This is a genomic window from Methylobacter sp. BlB1, assembly GCF_015476545.1.
In the GTDB taxonomy this organism is placed as follows: Bacteria; Pseudomonadota; Gammaproteobacteria; order Methylococcales; family Methylomonadaceae; genus Methylobacter.
Genome location: NZ_JADMKV010000025.1, coordinates 39,330 through 59,038 on the forward strand (window position 1 = coordinate 39,330; position 19,709 = coordinate 59,038).

Annotated in this window: 21 protein-coding genes; 8 read left to right on the forward strand and 13 right to left on the reverse strand. The window is 51.5% G+C overall.

Annotated elements, in window-relative coordinates; genetic code table 11:
- The first annotated feature begins 310 nt into the window (after nt 1-310).
- Entirely contained in the window at nt 311-694 is a 384-nt protein-coding gene (locus tag IT781_RS11480) for a hypothetical protein (RefSeq protein ID WP_194970299.1), read from the forward strand.
- Between the two features lie 132 nt (nt 695-826).
- Here the strand turns inward: IT781_RS11480 and IT781_RS11485 are convergent, their stop codons facing one another.
- The gene (locus IT781_RS11485) at nt 827-970 is read right to left on the reverse strand and encodes a hypothetical protein (RefSeq protein ID WP_194970300.1); all 144 of its coding nucleotides are present in this window, start codon (nt 968-970) and stop codon (nt 827-829) included.
- Between the two features lie 363 nt (nt 971-1,333).
- Between IT781_RS11485 and IT781_RS11490 the strand changes: the two genes are divergently transcribed.
- The 3 genes from IT781_RS11490 to dnaQ are packed head-to-tail and all read left to right on the forward strand — an operon-like array spanning nt 1,334 to nt 4,229.
- Nucleotides 1,334-2,974, forward strand: coding sequence for a multicopper oxidase family protein (locus IT781_RS11490; RefSeq protein WP_194970301.1), 1,641 nt, complete (start codon nt 1,334-1,336; stop codon nt 2,972-2,974).
- A 54-nt stretch (nt 2,975-3,028) separates the two neighbouring features.
- Nucleotides 3,029-3,490, forward strand: coding sequence for a universal stress protein (locus IT781_RS11495; protein WP_194970302.1), 462 nt, complete (start codon nt 3,029-3,031; stop codon nt 3,488-3,490).
- Between the two features lie 16 nt (nt 3,491-3,506).
- Nucleotides 3,507-4,229 carry a DNA polymerase III subunit epsilon gene (dnaQ, locus tag IT781_RS11500; RefSeq protein ID WP_194970303.1) on the forward strand — a complete coding sequence of 241 codons (723 nt, stop codon included), beginning with the start codon at nt 3,507-3,509 and terminating at the stop codon, nt 4,227-4,229.
- 49 nt (nt 4,230-4,278) lie between these two features.
- On the opposite strand, the gene IT781_RS11505 is transcribed toward dnaQ, so the two are convergent.
- Nucleotides 4,279-6,048, reverse strand: a complete 1,770-nt coding sequence (locus tag IT781_RS11505; RefSeq protein ID WP_194970304.1) for a DEAD/DEAH box helicase — start codon at nt 6,046-6,048, stop codon at nt 4,279-4,281.
- A gap of 117 nt (nt 6,049-6,165) precedes the next feature.
- Here IT781_RS11505 and IT781_RS11510 point away from each other — a divergent pair, with 117 nt between their 5' ends.
- The 4 genes from IT781_RS11510 (at nt 6,166) to purL (ending at nt 12,267) form a co-directional block, all read left to right on the forward strand.
- Nucleotides 6,166-6,609: a YaiI/YqxD family protein gene (locus tag IT781_RS11510; protein WP_194970305.1), complete on the forward strand. Its 444-nt coding sequence runs from the start codon at nt 6,166-6,168 to the stop codon at nt 6,607-6,609.
- Nucleotides 6,610-6,707: 98 nt separating this feature from the next.
- The gene (gene dapA, locus IT781_RS11515) at nt 6,708-7,583 is read left to right on the forward strand and encodes a 4-hydroxy-tetrahydrodipicolinate synthase (protein ID WP_194970306.1); all 876 of its coding nucleotides are present in this window, start codon (nt 6,708-6,710) and stop codon (nt 7,581-7,583) included.
- Between the two features lie 4 nt (nt 7,584-7,587).
- Nucleotides 7,588-8,247 (forward strand): outer membrane protein assembly factor BamC, encoded by a 660-nt coding sequence (gene bamC / locus IT781_RS11520; RefSeq protein WP_228779086.1) that lies wholly within the window; start codon nt 7,588-7,590, stop codon nt 8,245-8,247.
- 135 nt (nt 8,248-8,382) lie between these two features.
- Complete coding sequence (purL, locus tag IT781_RS11525; RefSeq protein WP_194970307.1) at nt 8,383-12,267, forward strand: phosphoribosylformylglycinamidine synthase; 3,885 nt, start codon at nt 8,383-8,385, stop codon at nt 12,265-12,267.
- Nucleotides 12,268-12,410: 143 nt separating this feature from the next.
- On the opposite strand, the gene IT781_RS11530 is transcribed toward purL, so the two are convergent.
- From IT781_RS11530 to IT781_RS11580, 11 genes are all read right to left on the reverse strand, one after another.
- On the reverse strand, nt 12,411-12,986 hold the full coding sequence (locus IT781_RS11530; protein WP_194970308.1) for a sugar O-acetyltransferase: 576 nt from the start codon (nt 12,984-12,986) through the stop codon (nt 12,411-12,413).
- A 104-nt stretch (nt 12,987-13,090) separates the two neighbouring features.
- A complete protein-coding gene (locus IT781_RS11535; protein ID WP_194970309.1) occupies nt 13,091-13,570 on the reverse strand; it encodes a YiiD C-terminal domain-containing protein in 480 nt (159 codons plus the stop codon).
- A 33-nt stretch (nt 13,571-13,603) separates the two neighbouring features.
- Nucleotides 13,604-14,266 carry a DJ-1/PfpI family protein gene (locus IT781_RS11540; RefSeq protein ID WP_194970310.1) on the reverse strand — a complete coding sequence of 221 codons (663 nt, stop codon included), beginning with the start codon at nt 14,264-14,266 and terminating at the stop codon, nt 13,604-13,606.
- Between the two features lie 917 nt (nt 14,267-15,183).
- The gene (locus tag IT781_RS11545) at nt 15,184-15,540 is read right to left on the reverse strand and encodes a DUF2778 domain-containing protein (protein ID WP_228779087.1); all 357 of its coding nucleotides are present in this window, start codon (nt 15,538-15,540) and stop codon (nt 15,184-15,186) included.
- Between the two features lie 106 nt (nt 15,541-15,646).
- On the reverse strand, nt 15,647-16,084 hold the full coding sequence (locus tag IT781_RS11550; protein WP_194970311.1) for a GNAT family N-acetyltransferase: 438 nt from the start codon (nt 16,082-16,084) through the stop codon (nt 15,647-15,649).
- 382 nt (nt 16,085-16,466) lie between these two features.
- Nucleotides 16,467-16,955 (reverse strand): lysozyme, encoded by a 489-nt coding sequence (locus IT781_RS22850; protein ID WP_194970312.1) that lies wholly within the window; start codon nt 16,953-16,955, stop codon nt 16,467-16,469.
- 146 nt (nt 16,956-17,101) lie between these two features.
- Entirely contained in the window at nt 17,102-17,590 is a 489-nt protein-coding gene (locus IT781_RS22855) for a D-Ala-D-Ala carboxypeptidase family metallohydrolase (RefSeq protein WP_194970313.1), read from the reverse strand.
- A complete protein-coding gene (locus IT781_RS11565; protein WP_194970314.1) occupies nt 17,575-18,003 on the reverse strand; it encodes a hypothetical protein in 429 nt (142 codons plus the stop codon). The genes IT781_RS22855 and IT781_RS11565 overlap by 16 nt, the downstream gene beginning before the upstream one ends.
- Nucleotides 18,000-18,587 carry a hypothetical protein gene (locus IT781_RS11570; RefSeq protein WP_194970315.1) on the reverse strand — a complete coding sequence of 196 codons (588 nt, stop codon included), beginning with the start codon at nt 18,585-18,587 and terminating at the stop codon, nt 18,000-18,002. The genes IT781_RS11565 and IT781_RS11570 overlap by 4 nt, the downstream gene beginning before the upstream one ends.
- A gap of 117 nt (nt 18,588-18,704) precedes the next feature.
- Nucleotides 18,705-19,055 carry a hypothetical protein gene (locus IT781_RS11575; RefSeq protein WP_194970316.1) on the reverse strand — a complete coding sequence of 117 codons (351 nt, stop codon included), beginning with the start codon at nt 19,053-19,055 and terminating at the stop codon, nt 18,705-18,707.
- 159 nt (nt 19,056-19,214) lie between these two features.
- Nucleotides 19,215-19,709: DUF2778 domain-containing protein (locus IT781_RS11580; RefSeq protein WP_228779088.1), on the reverse strand; the 495-nt coding region annotated here is incomplete at its 5' end.

Consider the following 19,709-nt stretch of genomic DNA (forward strand, 5'->3'; position numbering starts at 1 on the left):
AGCAGAGGACTGAAAATCCTCGTGTCGACGGTTCGATTCCGCCCCTGGGCACCATGAATTCCAAAGGCTCCGATTTATCGGGGCCTTTTTTGTTTTGGCCTGCTCGTCAGCAGGACTCCTCCATAACAAACTCGCAGCCCGCATTAAAAAAGTCCCGATAAAACCAACCCACATTTTCAATGTGTTTCTACAATGAAAATGTGTTCAGCTAGTGTTAAGAAACAAATTCTAGAATTGCACTAAAATAATTAAAAAAGCTTAACGGTATCTTCCGACTAGGTTTTACTGAATCACAATAAAGAGGGATACAATGAAAAAATTATTCATCCTGACGCAATTGACTTTGGTAATGGCTGGATATTCTTCTTTCGCATCTGCTGATGGTCATCACCATCATCACCATGGGCATCACCATCATGGCTGGGATTATCATCCGCATGCAGAGGTTTATCATTATTACCCCCAGCGCGAAATTGTTCATCATTACTATGCGCAGCCTGAGGTTCATCATTACTATCCTCAACCGCCGGTTAATTACTATCCGGCACCTTATCCTGCCTATGATCAGCGTACCGGGGCAGGGCTGGTCGGCGGCGTCTTAGGCAGCGCTTTGGGCTATGAGATCGGCCAAGGCGATCCGGTTGCAGCCGGTTTAGGCGCAGCCGCTGGCTCTTACATCGGCAATCGGCATTAATTTGACGAGATCGTGATAAAAAAGGCTCCCGGTGCTTACACCGGGAGCTTCTTCAAACAAAATGACGGGATAAAGTCATTGTTTTGCTGTTTCGCATCGAAATAAAACTTAGCCAGCTGTGCAGCTGCAGCATTACTGTTCATAATGCATGACGTTGCTGGCAATAGCTGCGGATGCAAATAGTACGGTCGAAATAATAAATTCGCCTGAAATAAAGCCAAGAATACCGCTGATGAAGATCAGGCCGATCAGAATATCTTTTTGAAAATTATTCATATCAATATCCTCATGGTTTTAAATCTGTCGTTTGAATTGCAATTAAAACTATACGGATATTTCCTGTATTAACAATGCCTGAAAAATTAGATAACTTGTTTCTTTAATTGAAATAGTCGCTTGTTAATCAAGAGCTTGTCATTCAAGTGGCGTCGTAATTGTCAGGCAATCATTACCTGAAGTACGGCAAGGACTAGCTTTGCTAAGATAGCGACAGTCGCATCGCCTTAGGCTTCTCCAGGTTTTCCACATTTAAATCAAACGATGGCAAAAGCAGAAGCTGAGAATCTGCTTTACATGCAGGAGTTTGTGTATTAAAAGATTCTCATAAACTTATTTTGCTCAATAGTTGGGAGTATGCAAATGCCAAGCATGATTAATATTCAACGCCGCAGATTGTTGAAATTTACTGGACTGACGGCTGCAATGGCCGCAGCTTACCCGTTTTTATCATATGCGGAAGGCATGATAGGGATGGGCAATCAGGCATCAAGCGATTTTGATCCGGATGTGGAGATTGAATTAAAGCAGGAAGTTGTCGATATCCCAATTTTCAGAGGGCCTGAAACGCGGGTCTGGAAAGTTTTCGGCAAAGTCCTGAGAGGCCCTAAAACCGCTATAGTTAATCATGCCGAGAGCTATATCGCGCCGACCATACAGTTGCAAAAAGGGCAGAAAGTCAGGATTATCCTGAAGAACAATTTGCCGGCACAATCCATTTTGCACTGGCATGGTTTACATGTTCCTTCCAAAATGGACGGCAATCCCATGTATGCCATTAATCAGGGTCAGACATTCGTTTATGAGTTCAAAGTCCTGAATCGTGCCGGATTTTATTGGTACCACGCTCATACGCACGGCGTCACTGCCAAGCAGGTCTATTCGGGCCTGGCAGGGCTCTTTATCGTCAGTGATGAGGAAGAACAGGCTTTGGATCTGCCTAAGGGCGAATACGATGTGGCCCTGGCTATTCAGGACCGCACTTTCGATGACCAAAACCAGTTGTATTATAACAATCACATGATGCAGCGCATGCAGGGATTTCTGGGCAATCAGATCGTGGTCAATGGTCAGCCCGATTATGTCTTGCCGGTTGCCAGCCGGGCTTACCGTCTGAGATTGCTGAACGGTTCCAATTCGCGTATTTATAAGCTGGCCTGGGATGACGGTACGCCTATGACTGTCATTGGTGTCGATGGCGGTCTGCTGGAGCGCTCGGAACGGCACGCCTATATCATGCTGGCCCCAGGCGAGCGGCGCGAGATCTGGATGGATTTCAGCGGTAAAGCGGTAGGGACCGAACTGACTTTGCGCAGTCTTTCGTTTGATAGCTCCATGTCCGGCGGCATGATGGGAGGCATGCATGGCGGCATGGGCATGATGGGAAGAATGCGTGGCGGGATGATGGGAGGCATGCATGGCGGCATGATGTCCGGCGGCGACTTGCCTTTAGGCGGTGATTATGCCGTATTGAAGGTCAGGGTTTCCAAACAGGTGCAGGCGCAGGACAAGCTGCCTGAGCGTTTGTCCACTATAAAACCGCTGCGCCTGCAGGATGCGGCTAATGCCGACAGCCCCAGAAACATTCTGTTATCCATGCGTCATATGTCTGCCTTGCTGAATGGCCGCTCTTACGCAATGGATGATATTCGGGACGATGAGATTATTCCGGTTAATACCCTGCAGGCTATCGCATTCGATAATGGTTTTAGTGGTAGCATGGGTATGGGCGGCATGATGATGTCAATGCCGCATCCCATGCATATGCATGGCGAGCAATTTCAGGTGCTGAAGCGTGAAATTGATCCGCGCTTTAGAGCGGGATATGAGACTGTCGAGGCGGGCTTTGTTGACAGCGGCTGGAAAGATACCATGCTGGTCATGCCGGGGGAGAAAGTTACGGTCCTGAAGCCATTCAACGATTATAAAGGGGTATTCATGTATCATTGCCATAATCTTGAGCATGAAGACATGGGCATGATGCGGGATTTTCTTGTTAAATAGGCTGATCGGCGATATTGGCTTTTTGGGACTGAATTTAGAGAAGCAGAGGCAGTCATGGGTGATTACCAGCATATTTTACTGGCCGTGGATTATTCCGGGCATGACGGGACGGTAGCTCGAAAAGCCAAGGCGCTGGCAAAAAAATACCGGGCCAGGCTGAGTATTATTCATGTGCTGGATAATATTCCCATGCCTGATATGCCTTATGGCGCCGTGATTCCGCTGGATCAGGATTCGGGCTATGATCTGCTGGAAGTGGAAAAATCCCGTCTGATTCAAATAGCGGATGAGGCAGGTGTTGAGCATGCTAATCGCTGGCTGGTCTGGGGCGTGCCTCATCAGGAGATTGTAGCGGTTGCCGAGCGCGAAAAAGTCGATCTTATCATACTGGGTTCGCATGGCCGGCATGGCTTGGCATTGTTGTTGGGGTCAACGGCCAATAGTGTTCTGCATGACGCCAATTGCGATGTCATGGCGGTGCGTTTGCAGGACAGTGAGCCCGAACGTTTTGTTTAAATTTTGAAGAGTAGAAATGACAAGACCGAAAATCAGGCAAGTGGTCCTCGATACCGAAACCACGGGCCTTAATCCCCAGGAAGGACACAGAATCATTGAAATCGGCTGCGTGGAGCTGGTCAATCGCCGGTTAACGCAGAACCGGTTTCATGTTTATATCAATCCCGACCGCATCATTGATCAGGGCGCCATCGAGGTGCATGGCATTACCAATGAATTTTTAGAGGATAAGCCGCGTTTTGAGGATATTTTTGAAGATTTTATCGCGTTTATCCGCGGCGCCGAGCTGATCATTCATAATGCGCCGTTCGATGTCGGGTTTATCAATCATGAATTTTCGCTGCTCAATAACGGAACCGGCAGCGTCGCCGATTACAGCGAGGTGTTCGATACCCTGACCTATGCCCGCAAGAAGCACCCAGGGCAGAGAAACAGCCTGGATGCGCTTTGTAAACGCTATGGTATCGATAACAGCCACCGCGATCTGCACGGCGCGTTGTTAGATGCCGAGATTCTGGCCGATGTATTCCTGGTCATGACCGGCGGTCAGTTTTCCTTGCTTGATGAAGATCTGGCGGAACAGGAAGAAGTCGGCATGAGCCGGGTGGTCAGTGCTTTGTCGGTTGACCGTCCCGCACTGAAAATTATTCGCTGTGATGAAGAAGAGCTGCAGGCGCATCAGCAGCGTTTGGAAGCTATCGATAAAGCCAGCGGCGGCGCCTGTATCTGGAATCAGTAAGATTATGTGGGTCGAAGGGCGACCGGTTGGTCGCCCTTAGTGTGTTTTATCAATCAGTGGCTTTTGACTTGGCGCGCTTGGATGTGGAACTCATCCGTTTTTTGCTTTTTGCCGCTTTTTTAGTGTCATTGTCCGTTTTTTCGGACCCCGGCCCAACTCTTGATATATTCAGAGGTTGGCCTACCACCCGGACTTTCTTCAGTTCCTGAAACAATGCCTTGGGCATGCCTGTGGGCAGTTCCACCATGCTGTAATCGTCTTCAATTTTAATGCGTGCGATATGCTCGCCGTCAAGGCCGGTTTCGTTGGCTATGGCGCCGACAATATTGCCGGGTTTTACGCCGTGTTTGTGGCCGACTTCGATGCGGAACAATTCCATTTCGATGTCTGCGCTGCCGCGTCTTGATTTGCGCTCTCTTGGCGCCCGTTCTTCCTTGGATGATCGTTCCGATCTGGACGGCTTTTCTTCTCTGCTTTCTTTGGTCTTTTTAGGCGGCTGCATCAACAGCGGCGTATCGCCTTGCACCATTTTAGCCAGAGCGGCGGCTATTTCGAGCGCCGAGACGTTATGTTCCTGCTGGTATTGCTCCAGCAATTGGCTGAAAAAGCTGAGCTCTTCCGCCGCCAGCGTATCGGTAATATTCTGTTTGAAGCGGGCGATGCGTTTGTTGTTGATGATTTCGGTCGAAGGCAGGCCCATCTCTTCAACTTTTTGCTTGGTCGCTTTTTCTATGTTGGCGAGCAGCTTTTTTTCCCGCGGCGCGATAAACAGAATGGCATCGCCGGTGCGTCCCGCGCGGCCGGTTCTGCCGATGCGGTGAACATAGGATTCGGTATCGTACGGGATATCATAGTTGACGACATGCGTGATGCGGTCTACGTCCAGACCGCGAGCCGCCACGTCTGTAGCAATTAAAATGTCCAGTTTGCCGTTTTTCAGGTTGGCAATTGTACGTTCGCGCAAGGCCTGCGACATGTCGCCGTTGATAGCGGCGGCGGAAAAACCGCGCGCCTCCAGCTTCTCGGCCAATTCAACGGTTGCGGTTTTGGTTCTGACGAAGATAATCATGCCGTCGAAGGTTTCGACTTCCAGGATGCGCGTCAACGCGTCCAGTTTGTGCACGCCGCTGACCATCCAGTAGCGTTGCCGTATGTTCTCAGCCGAGGTGGTCGTGACTTTGATGGTGACCTGGAGCGGGTCAACCAGATATTCCTGCGCGATCTTGCGGATGGCCGACGGCATGGTCGCCGAGAACAAGGCGATCTGCCGCTCTTCAGGGATCTCCCCAAGTATCCATTCCACGTCATCGATAAAGCCCATGCGCAGCATTTCGTCGGCCTCGTCAAGCACCAGATAACTTAAGCCGTCCAGTTTCAGCGTACCTTTGCGCATGTGGTCCATGACTCGGCCCGGCGTGCCGACTACGATATGGGCGCCGCGCTTGAGTTGGCGAAGCTGAGAGCTGTAATCCTGCCCGCCGTAAATGGGCAATACATGGAAGCCTTTCAAATGTGCGGCATAACGCTGAAATGCTTCCGCCACCTGGATGGCCAGTTCGCGTGTCGGCGCCAGCACCAGGACTTGCGGGTCTTTTTGCTTGAGATCCAGGCGCGACAGGATAGGCAGCGCGAAGGCTGCGGTTTTGCCGGTGCCTGTTTGCGCCTGGCCCAGTACGTCTCTGCCTGCCAGCAAATGCGGGATAGTTTGTGCCTGAATCGGCGAAGGTGTTTCATAACCGACATCATCCAGTGCGCGTAGCACCGGTTCGCTCAGCGCTAAGTCACGGAAAGAGGGTAATGTTGAAACATCGTTGGACATGGATTTACCTGTAGGAGCAAAGAAGGCGCGTGCGCGCTGAGAAATGTTTGTTTAACTAAACATTATACCGCATTATAGTGGTATTTGCATAAATTGATCGGAGCTTAAAGGACGGATATGAGAATTTGGGTGGATGCGGACGCATGTCCTAATGTGATCAAGGATATCCTGTTTCGCGCGGCTGAGCGCAGACAGCTTGCGCTTATTCTTGTCGCCAATCACTTTCTGGCTGTGCCGCCGTCGCGAGTGATTCGCTCGGTGCAGGTGCCGGGCGGCTTTGATGCGGCTGATCGTTATATAGTCCAGCACTTACAGGAAAGCGATCTGGTGATCACCGCCGATATTCCGCTGGCTGCCGATGTCATAGCGAAAAATGCCCATGCCCTTAATCCGCGCGGGGAATTTTATACCAAGGACAACATCAAGGATCGGCTAGCCATGCGCGATCTCATGGACGAATTGCGCAGCGCCGGCCAAGTATCGGGAGGACCGGCGCCGTTCGGGCAGCGGGACAAGCAGGATTTTGCCAATGCCCTGGACAGATTTCTGGCTAAATATTGAAGTTGCAATGTAATTTGTGCTTACGGGCTGAGTTTTGCTTATTAGCTTGGTATAATGGCGGCAATTTTGTAACAGTTTAATTCTGATCGAGAGAATTCATGATTCAAGGTAGTATCGTAGCTTTAGTAACGCCGATGGATGAAAGCGGTGCGGTAGACAGGGACAGTCTGAAAAAACTGGTGGAATATCATATTGAGCAGGGGACAGATGCGATCGTTGCAGTAGGTACGACAGGCGAGTCGGCGACGCTGGACGAAGATGAGCATTGTGAAGTCATCAAGCTGGTTGTCGATTATGCCGGCGGCCGAATCCCCGTTATCGCCGGAACCGGTGCGAACGCGACCACTGAAGCTATTGCCCTGACACGCCGGGCCAAGGAAGCCGGCGCCGATGCCTGTTTGCTCGTGACGCCTTATTACAATAAACCGACTCAGGAAGGTTTATATCTGCACCACAAAGCCATCGCCGAAGCTGTCGATATTCCCCAGATTTTATACAACGTGCCGGGCCGCACAGCCTGCGATATGCTGCCTGAAACGGTGGGCCGTCTGTCCCATATCGGAAATATTGTCGGCGTTAAGGAAGCGACCGGCGATCTGTCCCGGGTTAAACAAATCCGCGATTTAACAGGAGATGATTTCGCCCTCTACAGTGGCGACGATGCGACCAGCCGTGAATTCTGCCTGTTGGGCGGCAACGGTACAATTACCGTAACGGGCAACGTGGCTCCCAAACTGGTCCACGAGATGATTATGGCGGCGATTAAAGGCGATAGCGAGACAGCTTCGGCAATTGATGCCAAGCTGGCGGGCTTGCATAAAAATCTGTTCATTCAATCCAATCCGATTCCGGTCAAATGGGCCGTTGCCGAAATGGGCTTGATGGGCAAAGGCATACGCCTGCCGCTGACCTGGCTGACCGAAGATTGTTTTGACGTCGTACGCGAGGCGATGCGTCAGGCGGAAGTTATATAAGCCCATGATGAAATCCAGATTAGGCTCGCTCGTTGTTGTTGCGGCTGTGTTGGGCGGTGTGACGGCTTGCTCCACTATTCAAAGTTATTTTCCGGACAAGGAAAAAGATTATCAGTTCACCACGGAAATTCCACCGCTGAAACTGCCGCCCGATCTGGACAAGAATGCGGCGTTAAGCGTTCCGGCTGCGGATTCGGTTGAAGTGTCAGCGCCTGAACAGACGCAGACAACATCCGTTGAGCCTCCGGCGGAAGAGGAGGCCGAGACACCGCGCGTCATTCCGGTTGAACTGGTTAAATTCGAAAGCGGAGCGACCCGCTTACGCATCGGTGCGCCGGTCTCAAGGGCCTGGCGCATGGTCGGCAAGGCGTTAAGCCGGAAGTCGGTGGAAGTCATCGAGCGCAATCAGGAAGATGCGCTGTATCGTGTCCAGTATGATCCGGATGAACAGCCTGTAGAAGACGGATCGCTATGGGATGAGGTCGTTTTTATGTTCAAAGGCGTTCAGGCTAATGAGCAGGAATATATTCTCAAACTGGTAGCCAACAACCGGCACTCCGAAGTGGCTGTTCTGGATAAAGACCGGCAACCGATAACCGAAGGCCCGGGGTTGAAATTACTGACCCTGTTACAGGAAACTCTGACAGCCGATCAGTCTGAATAAGCTTCGTTTGGCATTGCGCCGAGTGCATATGCGCAAAAAATTTGTCTATACAAAAGTCCCCAAAGCGCACTTGCAAAGCCGGGCGGCTGGAGCCGCCCCAAAGATTATTTTTTTAATTCTTCACTCTTATTTCCTATGTTAAAAATCCCCGGAACTTCTGCTCTTTCTGACTTTCGCGTTCAAAAACTGCTGGCTGAACTGCAGGCAATCGAATCAACGGTCAAGACGGTCTCAGCGAGGTTTGTGCACTTCGTCGACCTGGAAAATGATCTGAATGACAGCCAGAAAGCAGTATTGGATCAGCTGCTGTCCTATGGTTCTTCTCTACCGGCTGAGATTGGTGGAACTGAGCGTTTGCTGGTTATTCCGCGGTCAGGCACGATTTCGCCCTGGTCCAGCAAGGCGACCGAGATCGCTCAGCGTTGCGGCTTGTCCGCCGTCAACCGTATCGAGCGGGGCATTGAATATGGGCTTGATACCCAGGTGCCTCTTTCTGCTGCTGTCAAGGGACGCCTGGCGGCCTTGCTGCATGACCGCATGACGCAGGCTGTGGTATACGGCGAAGCCGAGCCGGATCTGTTTGCCTATCACGAACCTCAACCCTTACTGAGCGTGGCGATCATCGAGCAGGGCCGTGAAGCGCTGGTCAAAGCCAATGTTGAATTGGGTTTGGCGTTATCGGACGATGAAATCGATTACCTGACCGACAGCTTCAAGGCGCTCGGCAGAAACCCGACCGATGTCGAATTGATGATGTTCGCCCAGGCCAACTCGGAGCATTGCCGCCACAAAATCTTCAATGCCGACTGGACCATAGACGGCGTGACGCAGGCGCAGTCGCTGTTCCGCATGATACGCAACACGGCCGAAAAAAGCCCGGCAGGCATCCTGTCGGCCTACAGCGATAACGCGTCGGTGATCGAAGGCCATTCCGCCCAGGTTTTCATTCGCGATGCCCAAACGCATGAATATGCCTATGTCGAAGAAGAGGCGCATGTGCTGATGAAGGTGGAAACGCATAACCACCCTACGGCCATTTCACCGCATCCTGGGGCGGCGACCGGTTCCGGTGGCGAAATCCGGGACGAGGGCGCGACCGGGCGAGGCTCCACGCCGAAAGCCGGCCTGACCGGATTCTCCGTATCGCATCTGAAGGTGCCCGAGTATATCCAGCCCTGGGAAGAAGATAACGGCAAGCCTGACCGCATCGCATCGGCGCTGGACATCATGCTCGAGGGCCCGATCGGCGGCGCGGCCTTCAATAACGAATTCGGCCGGCCCAACCTGGCCGGCTATTTCCGAAGTTTCGAGCAGCCTGCGCCGGGCAGTAACGGTAATGAATTCAGGGGCTACCACAAACCGATCATGATCGCGGGCGGGGTGGGCAACATTCGCCCGATGCTGGTCAAGAAACAGCCGATTCCGGCCGGTTCGCTGATCATCATTCTGGGCGGTCCGGCCATGCTGATTGGTCTGGGCGGCGGCGCGGCCTCGTCGCAGGCTTCCGGCGAGAGTTCAGAAACGCTCGATTTCGCCTCCGTGCAGCGCGAGAACCCAGAAATGGAGCGCCGCTGCCAGGAAGTCATCAACCATTGCAATTCCCTGGGTGGCGAGACGCCGATTGTTTCCATCCACGATATCGGCGCGGGCGGTTTGTCCAATGCCGTGCCGGAAATCATCCACGACTGCGAGCGCGGCGGGCGCTTCGAATTGCGCAACGTGCACAATGCCGACAAAGGCATGTCGCCGATGCAGATCTGGTGCAACGAAGCGCAGGAGCGCTATGTCGTCGCCATCAAGCCCGAATCCCTGGAACTGTTCAAGTCCTTCTGCGAACGCGAGCATTGCCTGTACGCGGTTATCGGCGAAGCGACAGACGAAGAGCATTTAGTGCTGAACGATGCCTGGTTCGGCGATAAGCCGGTCGACCTGCCTATGTCGGTACTGTTCGGCAAGCCGCCGAAAATGCACCGTCAGGCGGAGCGTGTGCAGCCGCAATTGAGCGCGCTGGATACGAGCGGCATCGAGCTGAACGAAGCCGTCAGACGTGTGCTGTCGTTTCCGGCCGTCGCCGACAAAAGCTTCCTGATTCATATAGGCGACCGTTCCGTGACCGGCCTGGTGGCGCGCGATCAGATGGTCGGCCCCTGGCAGGTGCCGGTCGCCGATGTGGCCGTGACTGCTTCGGGTTTTCATGCCTTGACCGGCGAAGCCATGGCCATGGGCGAGCGTACGCCGATTGCCGTGATCGATGCGCCGGCATCGGGGCGCATGGCGATAGGCGAGGCCTTGACTAACCTGGCGGCGGCAAGCATCGATTCATTGCAGAAAATCAAGCTGTCCGCCAACTGGATGGCGGCGGCAGGTTTCCCGGGCGAAGATGCGGCCTTGTTCGATACCGTCAAGGCGGTCGGCATGGACTTGTGTCCGCAGTTGGGCATCGCCATACCGGTAGGCAAGGACTCGCTGTCCATGAAGACGGTCTGGAAAGACCAGGCCGGCGAGAAAACCATGACCTCGCCGTTGTCGCTGATCATCACCGCGTTCGCGCCGGTGTCCGACATCGGCAAGACCTTGACGCCGCAGTTGAGAACTACGCCGGGCGAGCACAGCGCGCTGATTCTGATCGATCTGGGCGCGGGCAGAAACCGCCTAGGCGGCTCGGTGCTGGCGCAGGTTTACAAACAGCTCGGCAACGAGTGCCCCGATCTGGATGATCCGGCTTTATTCAAAGCCTTCTTCGATGCGATTCAGGAGTTGAACAGTCAGGATAAGCTGCTGGCGTATCACGACCGCTCCGACGGCGGTCTGCTGGCTACGGTCGCCGAAATGATGTTCACCGGACGTCTGGGCGTATCGATGACGCTGGACCATCTGGGCGATGATGTCTTGGCGGCCTTGTTCAATGAAGAGCTAGGTGCCGTGATACAGGTTCGCCAGAGCGATTGCGAAGAAGTCATCGACCTGCTACGCGATGCCGGCTTAATAGATTGCACTTACGTTATCGGTAACGTCATTGAAGAGCCGCAATTGTCGATCAGTCATGCCGGCAAACTGGTTTATTCAGCCGGCCGCGCCGAAATGCAGACGGTCTGGTCCGAGCTCAGCTATCGCATGCAAGCTTTGCGCGACAATCCGGACTGCGCGAGGCAACAGTTCGAGCGCATCGCCGACGACCATGATCCGGGCCTGAATGTCCGGCTGACTTTCGATGTCAACGACGATGTCACCGCGCCTTTCGTGGCTGCGGCAAGGCCCAAGGTCGCGATTCTGCGCGAGCAGGGCGTCAACGGCCATGTCGAAATGGCGGCGGCGTTCGACCGCGCCGGCTTCACCAGTATCGACGTGCATATGAGCGATATCATCGAAGGCCGCGTCAGCCTGGCTGAATTCAGGGGACTGGTGGCCTGCGGCGGTTTCTCCTACGGCGACGTATTGGGCGCGGGCGGCGGCTGGGCCAAATCGATCCTGTTCAACCCGCGTGCGCGTGATGAGTTTGCGGCGTTTTTCCAGCGCCAGGATACGTTCGGACTGGGCGTCTGCAACGGCTGCCAGATGATGTCGGGATTGAAAGACATTATCCCCGGCGCCGATCACTGGCCGCGCTTCATGCGCAATACCTCCGAGCAATTCGAAGCGCGCGTGGCCCTGGTCGAAGTTAAAAAATCGCCGTCCATTCTGTTTGCCGGCATGGAAGGCTCCAGAATGCCTGTAGTGATTTCGCATGGCGAAGGCCGTGCCGAGTTCGCCGCGGACCCCGCCGTGGCCCTGGATGCCGGCGCGGTGGCCTTATGTTATGTCGATAACTACGGCGAAGTGACGACGCAGTTCCCGGCCAACCCCAACGGTTCGCCGTTCGGCATCACCAGCCTGACCACGGCTGACGGCCGGTTCACCATCATGATGCCGCACCCCGAGCGTTGTTTCAGGACGCTGCAGAATTCATGGCATCCGGATGACTGGCAGGAGTATGGCGCGTGGATGCGCATGTTCAGAAATGCCAGGGTTTGGGTGGGGTAAACAATCTTTCAATCATAATGCAGTGGCCGCACAGGCTTAAAGGTTCTAACGCCCGTGGTGCGGCTTGCAAAATCGCCGAAACTGATGATGGCGGATTGCTGAAGCCAATCCGCCACGGGTTTGCATCTTCGAACTTGCTCTGCTCAGGCGCTCTCCGAGGCTTCAGGAGGAAGCGCGCGGATGACGCGGGCTGGATTTCCTACCGCAATCACGTCGGAGGGAATATCACGGGTGATCACACTTCCTGCACCGATGACCGATCTATTGCCAATGGTCACCCCCGGACAGATGATTGCACCGCCTCCCACCCACACATCAGAGCCAATGGTGATCGGCTTGGCCGATTCGAGCCACTTGCGGCGTTCGACGGCATTGACTGGATGGGTGGCCGTGTAGATCTGCACTGAAGGACCAAAGAGCACGTTGCTGCCGATGGTCACCGGTGCGACATCGAGCACCACGCAATTGAAGTTGAAGAAAACTTTAGCGCCCAAGACGATGTTTGTGCCGTAGTCGCAGAAAAAGGGCGGCTGAATCCAGGCGTCCGTCTCCTTTCCAAAAAGCTCAGCAAGCAGACGCCGCCTCTCTTCCTTCTGATCCTCTCGGGTAGCATTGAGCAGCAGGCAGAGGTCGCGGCAACGGTCACGCTCCCGGCACAGTTGCGAGTCGAGGGGATTATAAAGCTCGCCTGAGAGCATCTTCTCTTTTTCGCTTTTCATAAGACATCCGCCTCCGGCTTAACATGCTTTTATCTGAAAATTAGTACATTTTTCTTCTCGAGTAACTGCATAACGTCTAAATTCGCCGGCGCTGCGCCGCTTTATCACGCAACACCCGGTGAAATGATGGGTTGGGTACCTGTTGCACCCAGCGCCACGAACTCACCTTCGAATCGCCCCGCTACTTTACCGCCGAAATTCAATACAGAGGTGACTGTGATTCGGGCCTTACCCCGGCGTTTGAGCATGTGAAGAAACTGCCCCCAGGCTTCAGCGCTTTCGATGGCTGCTTCAGCGGTGAATGTTCCGTCTATTGGCAACTCATAAGACATCGTGTTCCGTTGGATGACCAAGCGGCTTGCTATGCCTTCGCCGGACAAACGGGTGTGCAGCAGAGACCACGCTGCCAAAATTGCTACGGCGGACGCGCTTCCGCCAAAGACGGTATCGCGGTGATTGATGTTCGGCACAAGAGGCGCGCTCAGGATGACGGTTTCAGGTTGTACCTGGATTACGCCGACTTCCATTGCCTTTGAAAGGGGGATGTGGTCGTGAAGATATTTCTCTAACTCACTCGGAGACATGCATTAGTTTCCTTAAGGTGTTCAACGTTGAATTCAGTCGACGCTTGGAGCGTAGCAGAAAGCGGTCGGCTGGAACAATTTGTCCGGTGTCGTCGCAGTAGGTAAATAAGGTTCAATGTTTTTGAGTGCATTGGCGACGAAAGCTTCTTTCTCCCCAACCGGAGCGACGTAATGGAGCGCGGCAGAAGCGGCTTCCAATCCCTCGGTTCTCGCAATGAGCCAGCCGGCCAAGTAAGATGAAGCGAGGCATCCGCCTGCGGTCGCGATGTTGCCATGAGCAAAGAATGGCTGGTCCAGAACCGCAACACCCGCTTCTTGTACCCACGGTTTTGTCGTCAGATCCGTACATGCAGGAACAGCGCCTAGCAACCCAAGCTTGGCCAAAATTAGCGCACCTGAGCATTGCGCGGCAATAAGTTGGCGTTTGGGATGAAGGGAGAGCCGACCCATCAACTCGGGATTGCTGATAATCTGTCGCGTCTGAGCCCCGCTCCCAACAATAACGATATCAGCCGAGGTGGCATCCTCAAGCATTGACTGCGCATGTACAGTGACACCGTTCATAGATGTAACTTCTGGCTCTGGACAACAGATCGTCACCCGCCAGTCTGGTTTCTTGATGCGATTCAGGATGCCGAGAGCAATCAGAGAGTCGAGTTCATTGAAGCCTTGAAATGTAAGAATGGCAATGTGCATTGGTTGATAGTCCTTATGGCAATTAACGTTCAAATTAGCCGGCGCGCGCCTTGTGCGCGTCCAGGTCGAATGAGGAGCTAGAGAACTGCGTCGGTTGAAATGAGTTCAATGCGATTACCAAATGGATCGGACCTGAAGCGCCGTGTGACTTCATGAATCGAAGCATTCCCCTGAAGCTCATAACCCGCACCTGCAAGCGTGCTTAAAGGTTCCGCGTAACCCTCGATAGCCAGTGCCGGATGCGTTTTCTTAGCGGGGCTGAAAGCCCGCTCGATCCCAAGGTGAAGCGCAAGTTTTCGCATTGAAACCAGACGTCTCCCCGTGATGCGATTCCGGCTGGTTTCGGAATCTATTTCAATCCAAGGAGTCCCTCATAGAACGCGCGAGCTTCCGCACCTGCGGACATGGCCAGTTGCACGTGGTCGAGACCAATTACTTTCATGACGCTGAGCCTTTGTCCTTATTCTTTCTAGCGTAAAGCTAATCCCCGTGCTTTTTGTATTGAGTTGGACGGAGATGGAATTTGTCATTCGTAACTCACCCGAACCTACCGTGGCCGCTATAAAAACGCTTCCAGCAAGCTAGGCAACCACAAAATATGCCGCTCACTACAAGAAACGCCAGAAGTAAAACATAGACTAACTCGACATCTGCTGAACCCTCAGCGGATTGCACACCTAGCCAGTCAATGACAGCGTTACCGATGTTTCTCAGTGGAGACGGAAAACTATCTGGATTCGAGTACCAAAATTTGGTTAGCAACACAGTTGTACACAAGATGAGAAAGCCTATAGCAACTCTAATTAACCACTTTTTCATTTGACCGTAACCATCCGCACGCCTTCAGAGCACTGCCAAGAATTGCTTTTGGCGACTTGCCACGAAGGATGGCACAAATTTGATGGAAATGAGAGAGTTCATTTATCTGTTATACACCCTTCGCTACGGCCAAGTGAGCCCTTCGGATGAAGACGAAAGTTACCTCTTTTTACCTGATCGTAAAATATCTCATCATCAATTTGCCCATCGTCTGCATAAAGTGCAAACCACTCTCCGTGTTCATTAAACAGATCGCGAAGCCAACCAAGACGGCCTCCAGGTTCGCGATCGACTATGAAGTATTTTCCTGGCGGAATTGGTCCTGTCCCTTTCACGCAGGCCAGCGGACGTTTATTGGCATTTTGACCAAGACCGGAGAAAGCTGGAAATGACATTGCACCTATCTTGAAATCGCTCATCGGTTTGCCGTTCAATTCAAAACTACATTCAAACATTTATCTTTCCTTTTCGATTTATGAGTTGAGCCTAACGATAAAGCTCACTGACGGAGAAGCGGAGTTCGATGCAGCGTCAAGTTAGGCCGGTACCCTTGATGTGCGCTCACACTAATGATTTTTCGTACCGAATAAAGCCGGCGAGTGACGCTACTTTGTCGTACAGCGCCCTAGCAACTTCATTGGAGCTATGCGTCAGCCAGTAAAGCCTTGGCGACTCTTTTAATTTGGCCTGCCATGCCACATGCTCGATGAGCGCACGCCCAATCCCTCTGCCTCTGCTCTCTTTATCGACAAACAAGTCTTGAAGATAGCAAACGTCAGAACTCCAGCAACTGCTGTGATATAGGTAATGGGAGAAACCAACCAGAACACCACTGATGCGAGCGCCGACAGAATGTATCTCGCGGTTCGCAGTGATTCGTTGCCATAGGGCATCGTACTCCGCATCAGTTCTTACTGTTTTGTAGAACGCCATGTATTCACGAACCAATTTGTCCCATTGCGAGCGATCATTCTCTTGCATCGGCGATATTTCGAGCATTTCTGAGTCTTCGATGTGTTTAAAAGTGGCCTAACGCAAAGGTAAGGAGCGCAACTCGCCCGTGTTGGATGGCATTGTCGGGCATTACGGTGTTTTAATGTTGTAAGTTAAAAGGCAATAATATGGGCGATTTTTATCATTTATAAGTAAGCGACAGCCCCGCCGTATTTCTCCTACGATTAGATCGCACGAATTTTCTAAATTACAAGGTGGATGCGTAGCTGGAGTGACTTCTAAACACCAGTTAACTAATGTTTGAGATTTTTTTTTGCCTAACTCTTTTGCACAACTTGGCTCTTGTGAGTACGAGGACGTAGGAGCTAAGGCCAAAGTGAGACTCAGAATAATTGAAAGTACATTCATGTTATATGCAAAGTGTAATTTATTGCCCAGAAAAAGGAGCAGACTCTTCCCTACGGCGGTTAACAAGGCCTTGTGAGCGTATAGCCCGTTGTCTCCTGCCTGCTGAGTCACGCGGATGAATATAAATATTCTGGTTCATATGATTTATCACATCGTTGTTGGCTCCGCGATTGGCTGCATCTAGTGTCTGACGCGCTCCTCCAGCTCCAACATTAAAAGTGAAACTTACAAGTGCGTCATACTGCTCTTGGGACAACTGTTGCTGAGTAACCCTTCTGCGCACTGTTTGTTCAGCGGTTTGCACATGATGGGCCAATTGAGCATTTACCTGCTGCTCATTTACAGGACGCCTAAGCTCCTCGTCTGTACATGGCCCCATATGCGCTAACCCTCCAATACCAAATGTGCAGTTGTTAGCTACATCATTATAGTAGCGTAGTGCTACACCCTCGCGTTGCCGTAGTGCTAGTAGGCCAACAGTGCTTATTCTCATATTCTCATTTACCATGTGTATGCCACTGGTAAAGTTTTATTTGCCAACGTTATGGCAAAGAGAGCGCCGCTCACTGAGTAAACAGAGCCGCCCAATCTTGATGAAAAACTGAACTCCAAAACCGCCAACCGGCGGTGCGCCCCTTTGACTGACTTGTTGGGCTATTTGTGTAATATAATTCCAGGGTAATACTTACCAGACCCTTTGAATTTCGTCATTTCTTGATTACGATTACGTTTGCTATACGAGCAATGGACCCAGCCTGAATTCATAATATTGGGGACAAAATTTTCCAGTATTAGTTGATCAAAATCTAGGTTCTCCGAAATCCAATTTACAACTTCGTACACTGAATGCCCGGTCACATGAAAGTCTGCGGCCTCTCCGCGACAATGTTGTGATGTCTTGCTTCCGCCAATTGCAGTATTTACGGCGGGGCTTCGATACCCGCTATGAATGATTACCGGCTTTTTATAGTGCGCTCTGACAGGCTCTAGGATGTTGGCACAAACGGCTTGAAGATTGCTGACGATAACAGGTGAAGTTGTATTATTTGGTAGGCCACATGAGGTCTTGGTAAGTTCGTCTAACGTGAAGTGAGTGGATAATCTATGGACGTTCCTTATTAAATCTTTTATTTGGTGGGGCATCGGACGAATTCAGTGTTTTTAATCTTTAAGTGTTGCATTGAGATACTATCATTGTTTTTTATTTCGAAAAGCAGCGTATTTTTGTCTAGGGTCTTGCTGTAGGGGTGTCGTGCATGTAACTGCACAAGTATACGCAGGGGACTTTGTACGTAACCAATGTTCTTATATTCAAAAGCAACTGGCGCTCCATCGGCATCAATGTGAATGTCGAGTTGTGTCTCGGTAAATTTTAGTTCGGGACGTGTGCATTCGGCTTTGCTTCTGGCCCACTCACCTAGGATGATGTTCTCTTTCTTGGATTCTTGAGCACAGGCGCTCAGGTACGGCAAGGTTAGTAACATTGTGAAGCATAATATTTTACTGGCATTTGGCATTTGTGATCCTTTCTTGGCTATGTCCAACGCCGCGTTCACCGGCTTGTCCGGTGCAACGCTTTGTTAAGCTCTTCAGATCTTTCAGAAATTTTATACTGCAACAGTCTGGTATGGTCTGAAATTTCTTTACCAGCCTTTAGAGTATCCTGTAGGTGAGCGCTCCAAGCGCTTTTGTTTTCATTGATGTTTATTCGAAGCAATCCTTCTTGACACCCCCAAAATATATTTGATTGACCATAAATGGTATTGAGAGAGTTGCTCATTTCTGGGTAGTAGACATCTGAGATTGCTTGAGCTTCATGTAGCCGCGCACAGTTAGACAGGTATCTAGTTCTGTACTCAGCTAGGGACATATCAGAATCTGATTGTATATAACTCATGGTTTGTGAGTTTTCTAAAGCTATGGCTGAGAGGATTACGTGTAGCTTCTCAAGTTTCTCTCTTTCTAGACATACTTCCGACTTGATGCGGTCATCAAGTAACTTTTCGTCTTGAAGCCGTATATCTTTGTTAGCGTTTATCTCGGCAATCCGGATTTGGTTTCTTCCTGTTACCCTTGCAGTGATATACGCGGCAAGCGCTCCAATGACAGCCCCTAAAAATATGTATATTTCCTTTGGCATTGATTTTCCCTGCTAGGTGAGGCTTAACGTGCTGCTAACCGATGCGACGCCAAGAGTGTCCGGTTGAGCGGCGGGCTAGAGCTCTTAGTCTGTGGCACGGATCAGCCACTCCTTCAGTTATGCAAGCGCTTGGTTTGGATTAGAAACACAGCCTTCTTCCTCGAATTCCTGCTCAATTGCTAACCGCAAAGCAATGCCGCGAAGTTCTACGGCCATCGTGTAAGGAATGGCTTCAATGGCAGCACCAGTATTTTTAACCGAATCAATCAGCGCAACGAAACTTAACTGCCCACGCTCGAATTCAGCAGAAGACAAAAAGCGCAGCTTTTTGACGGTCGGCAGGAACGATTTGCTAGCACAACTTCCTGCCTCTTCTAAATGCCCAAAGAACGATTGCTCCGATAGACGTTGCAACAGTAACAACAATGAATGAAACAATGAAGATGTAATACAGAGTAAGCTGTTCAATGTCTTCAGATTCGGCCGTTCCTGTCAGCTCCGCAATCCATCTCCCCAACTTCTCTGGTAGTTGGGGGAACAAGTCCAGATGGGTACTCCAGATGTATGCATAGGCATGAGTTGCGACTACCAACCACAAGAGAAGGAGGATGGTCTTCTTCGTGCAACTCATCTGACAACCACCTTTCCATAGGCTGTAATCGTTGAGTCTGGAATCGCTTGTTTCGGCGCTCCTTTGAGAATAGCCCGAATTGTATTGAAATCTGATTGGCGATCAATTGTGATGCAACCTTTGCTAATACCTCTTCCAACTTTTGGGTGCAAACGGAAGTTGCCTCGTTTTACTTCATTGCAGTACGTCTCGTCATCTATCTTCCCGTCGTTTGAATACAGCGCAAACCAATCACCTCGCTGACCAAACATGTCATACAGCCAGCCAAAGATACCCCCTGATTCACGGTCAACAATGTAATAAATCCCAGGTGGAATGGGACCGAAATTCGCTATGCACACAGCCAGTCGCTTGTTGACATATGGGTCAAGGCCGGAAAATGCATCGAATGGTCGCTCCCCGATCTTGAACACACTCATTGGCTGATTATTCAATTTGAACCGCCCCGAATTTTTCGGAGGCCGATGGTTGTGAGTCATGCCGCCTGAGCA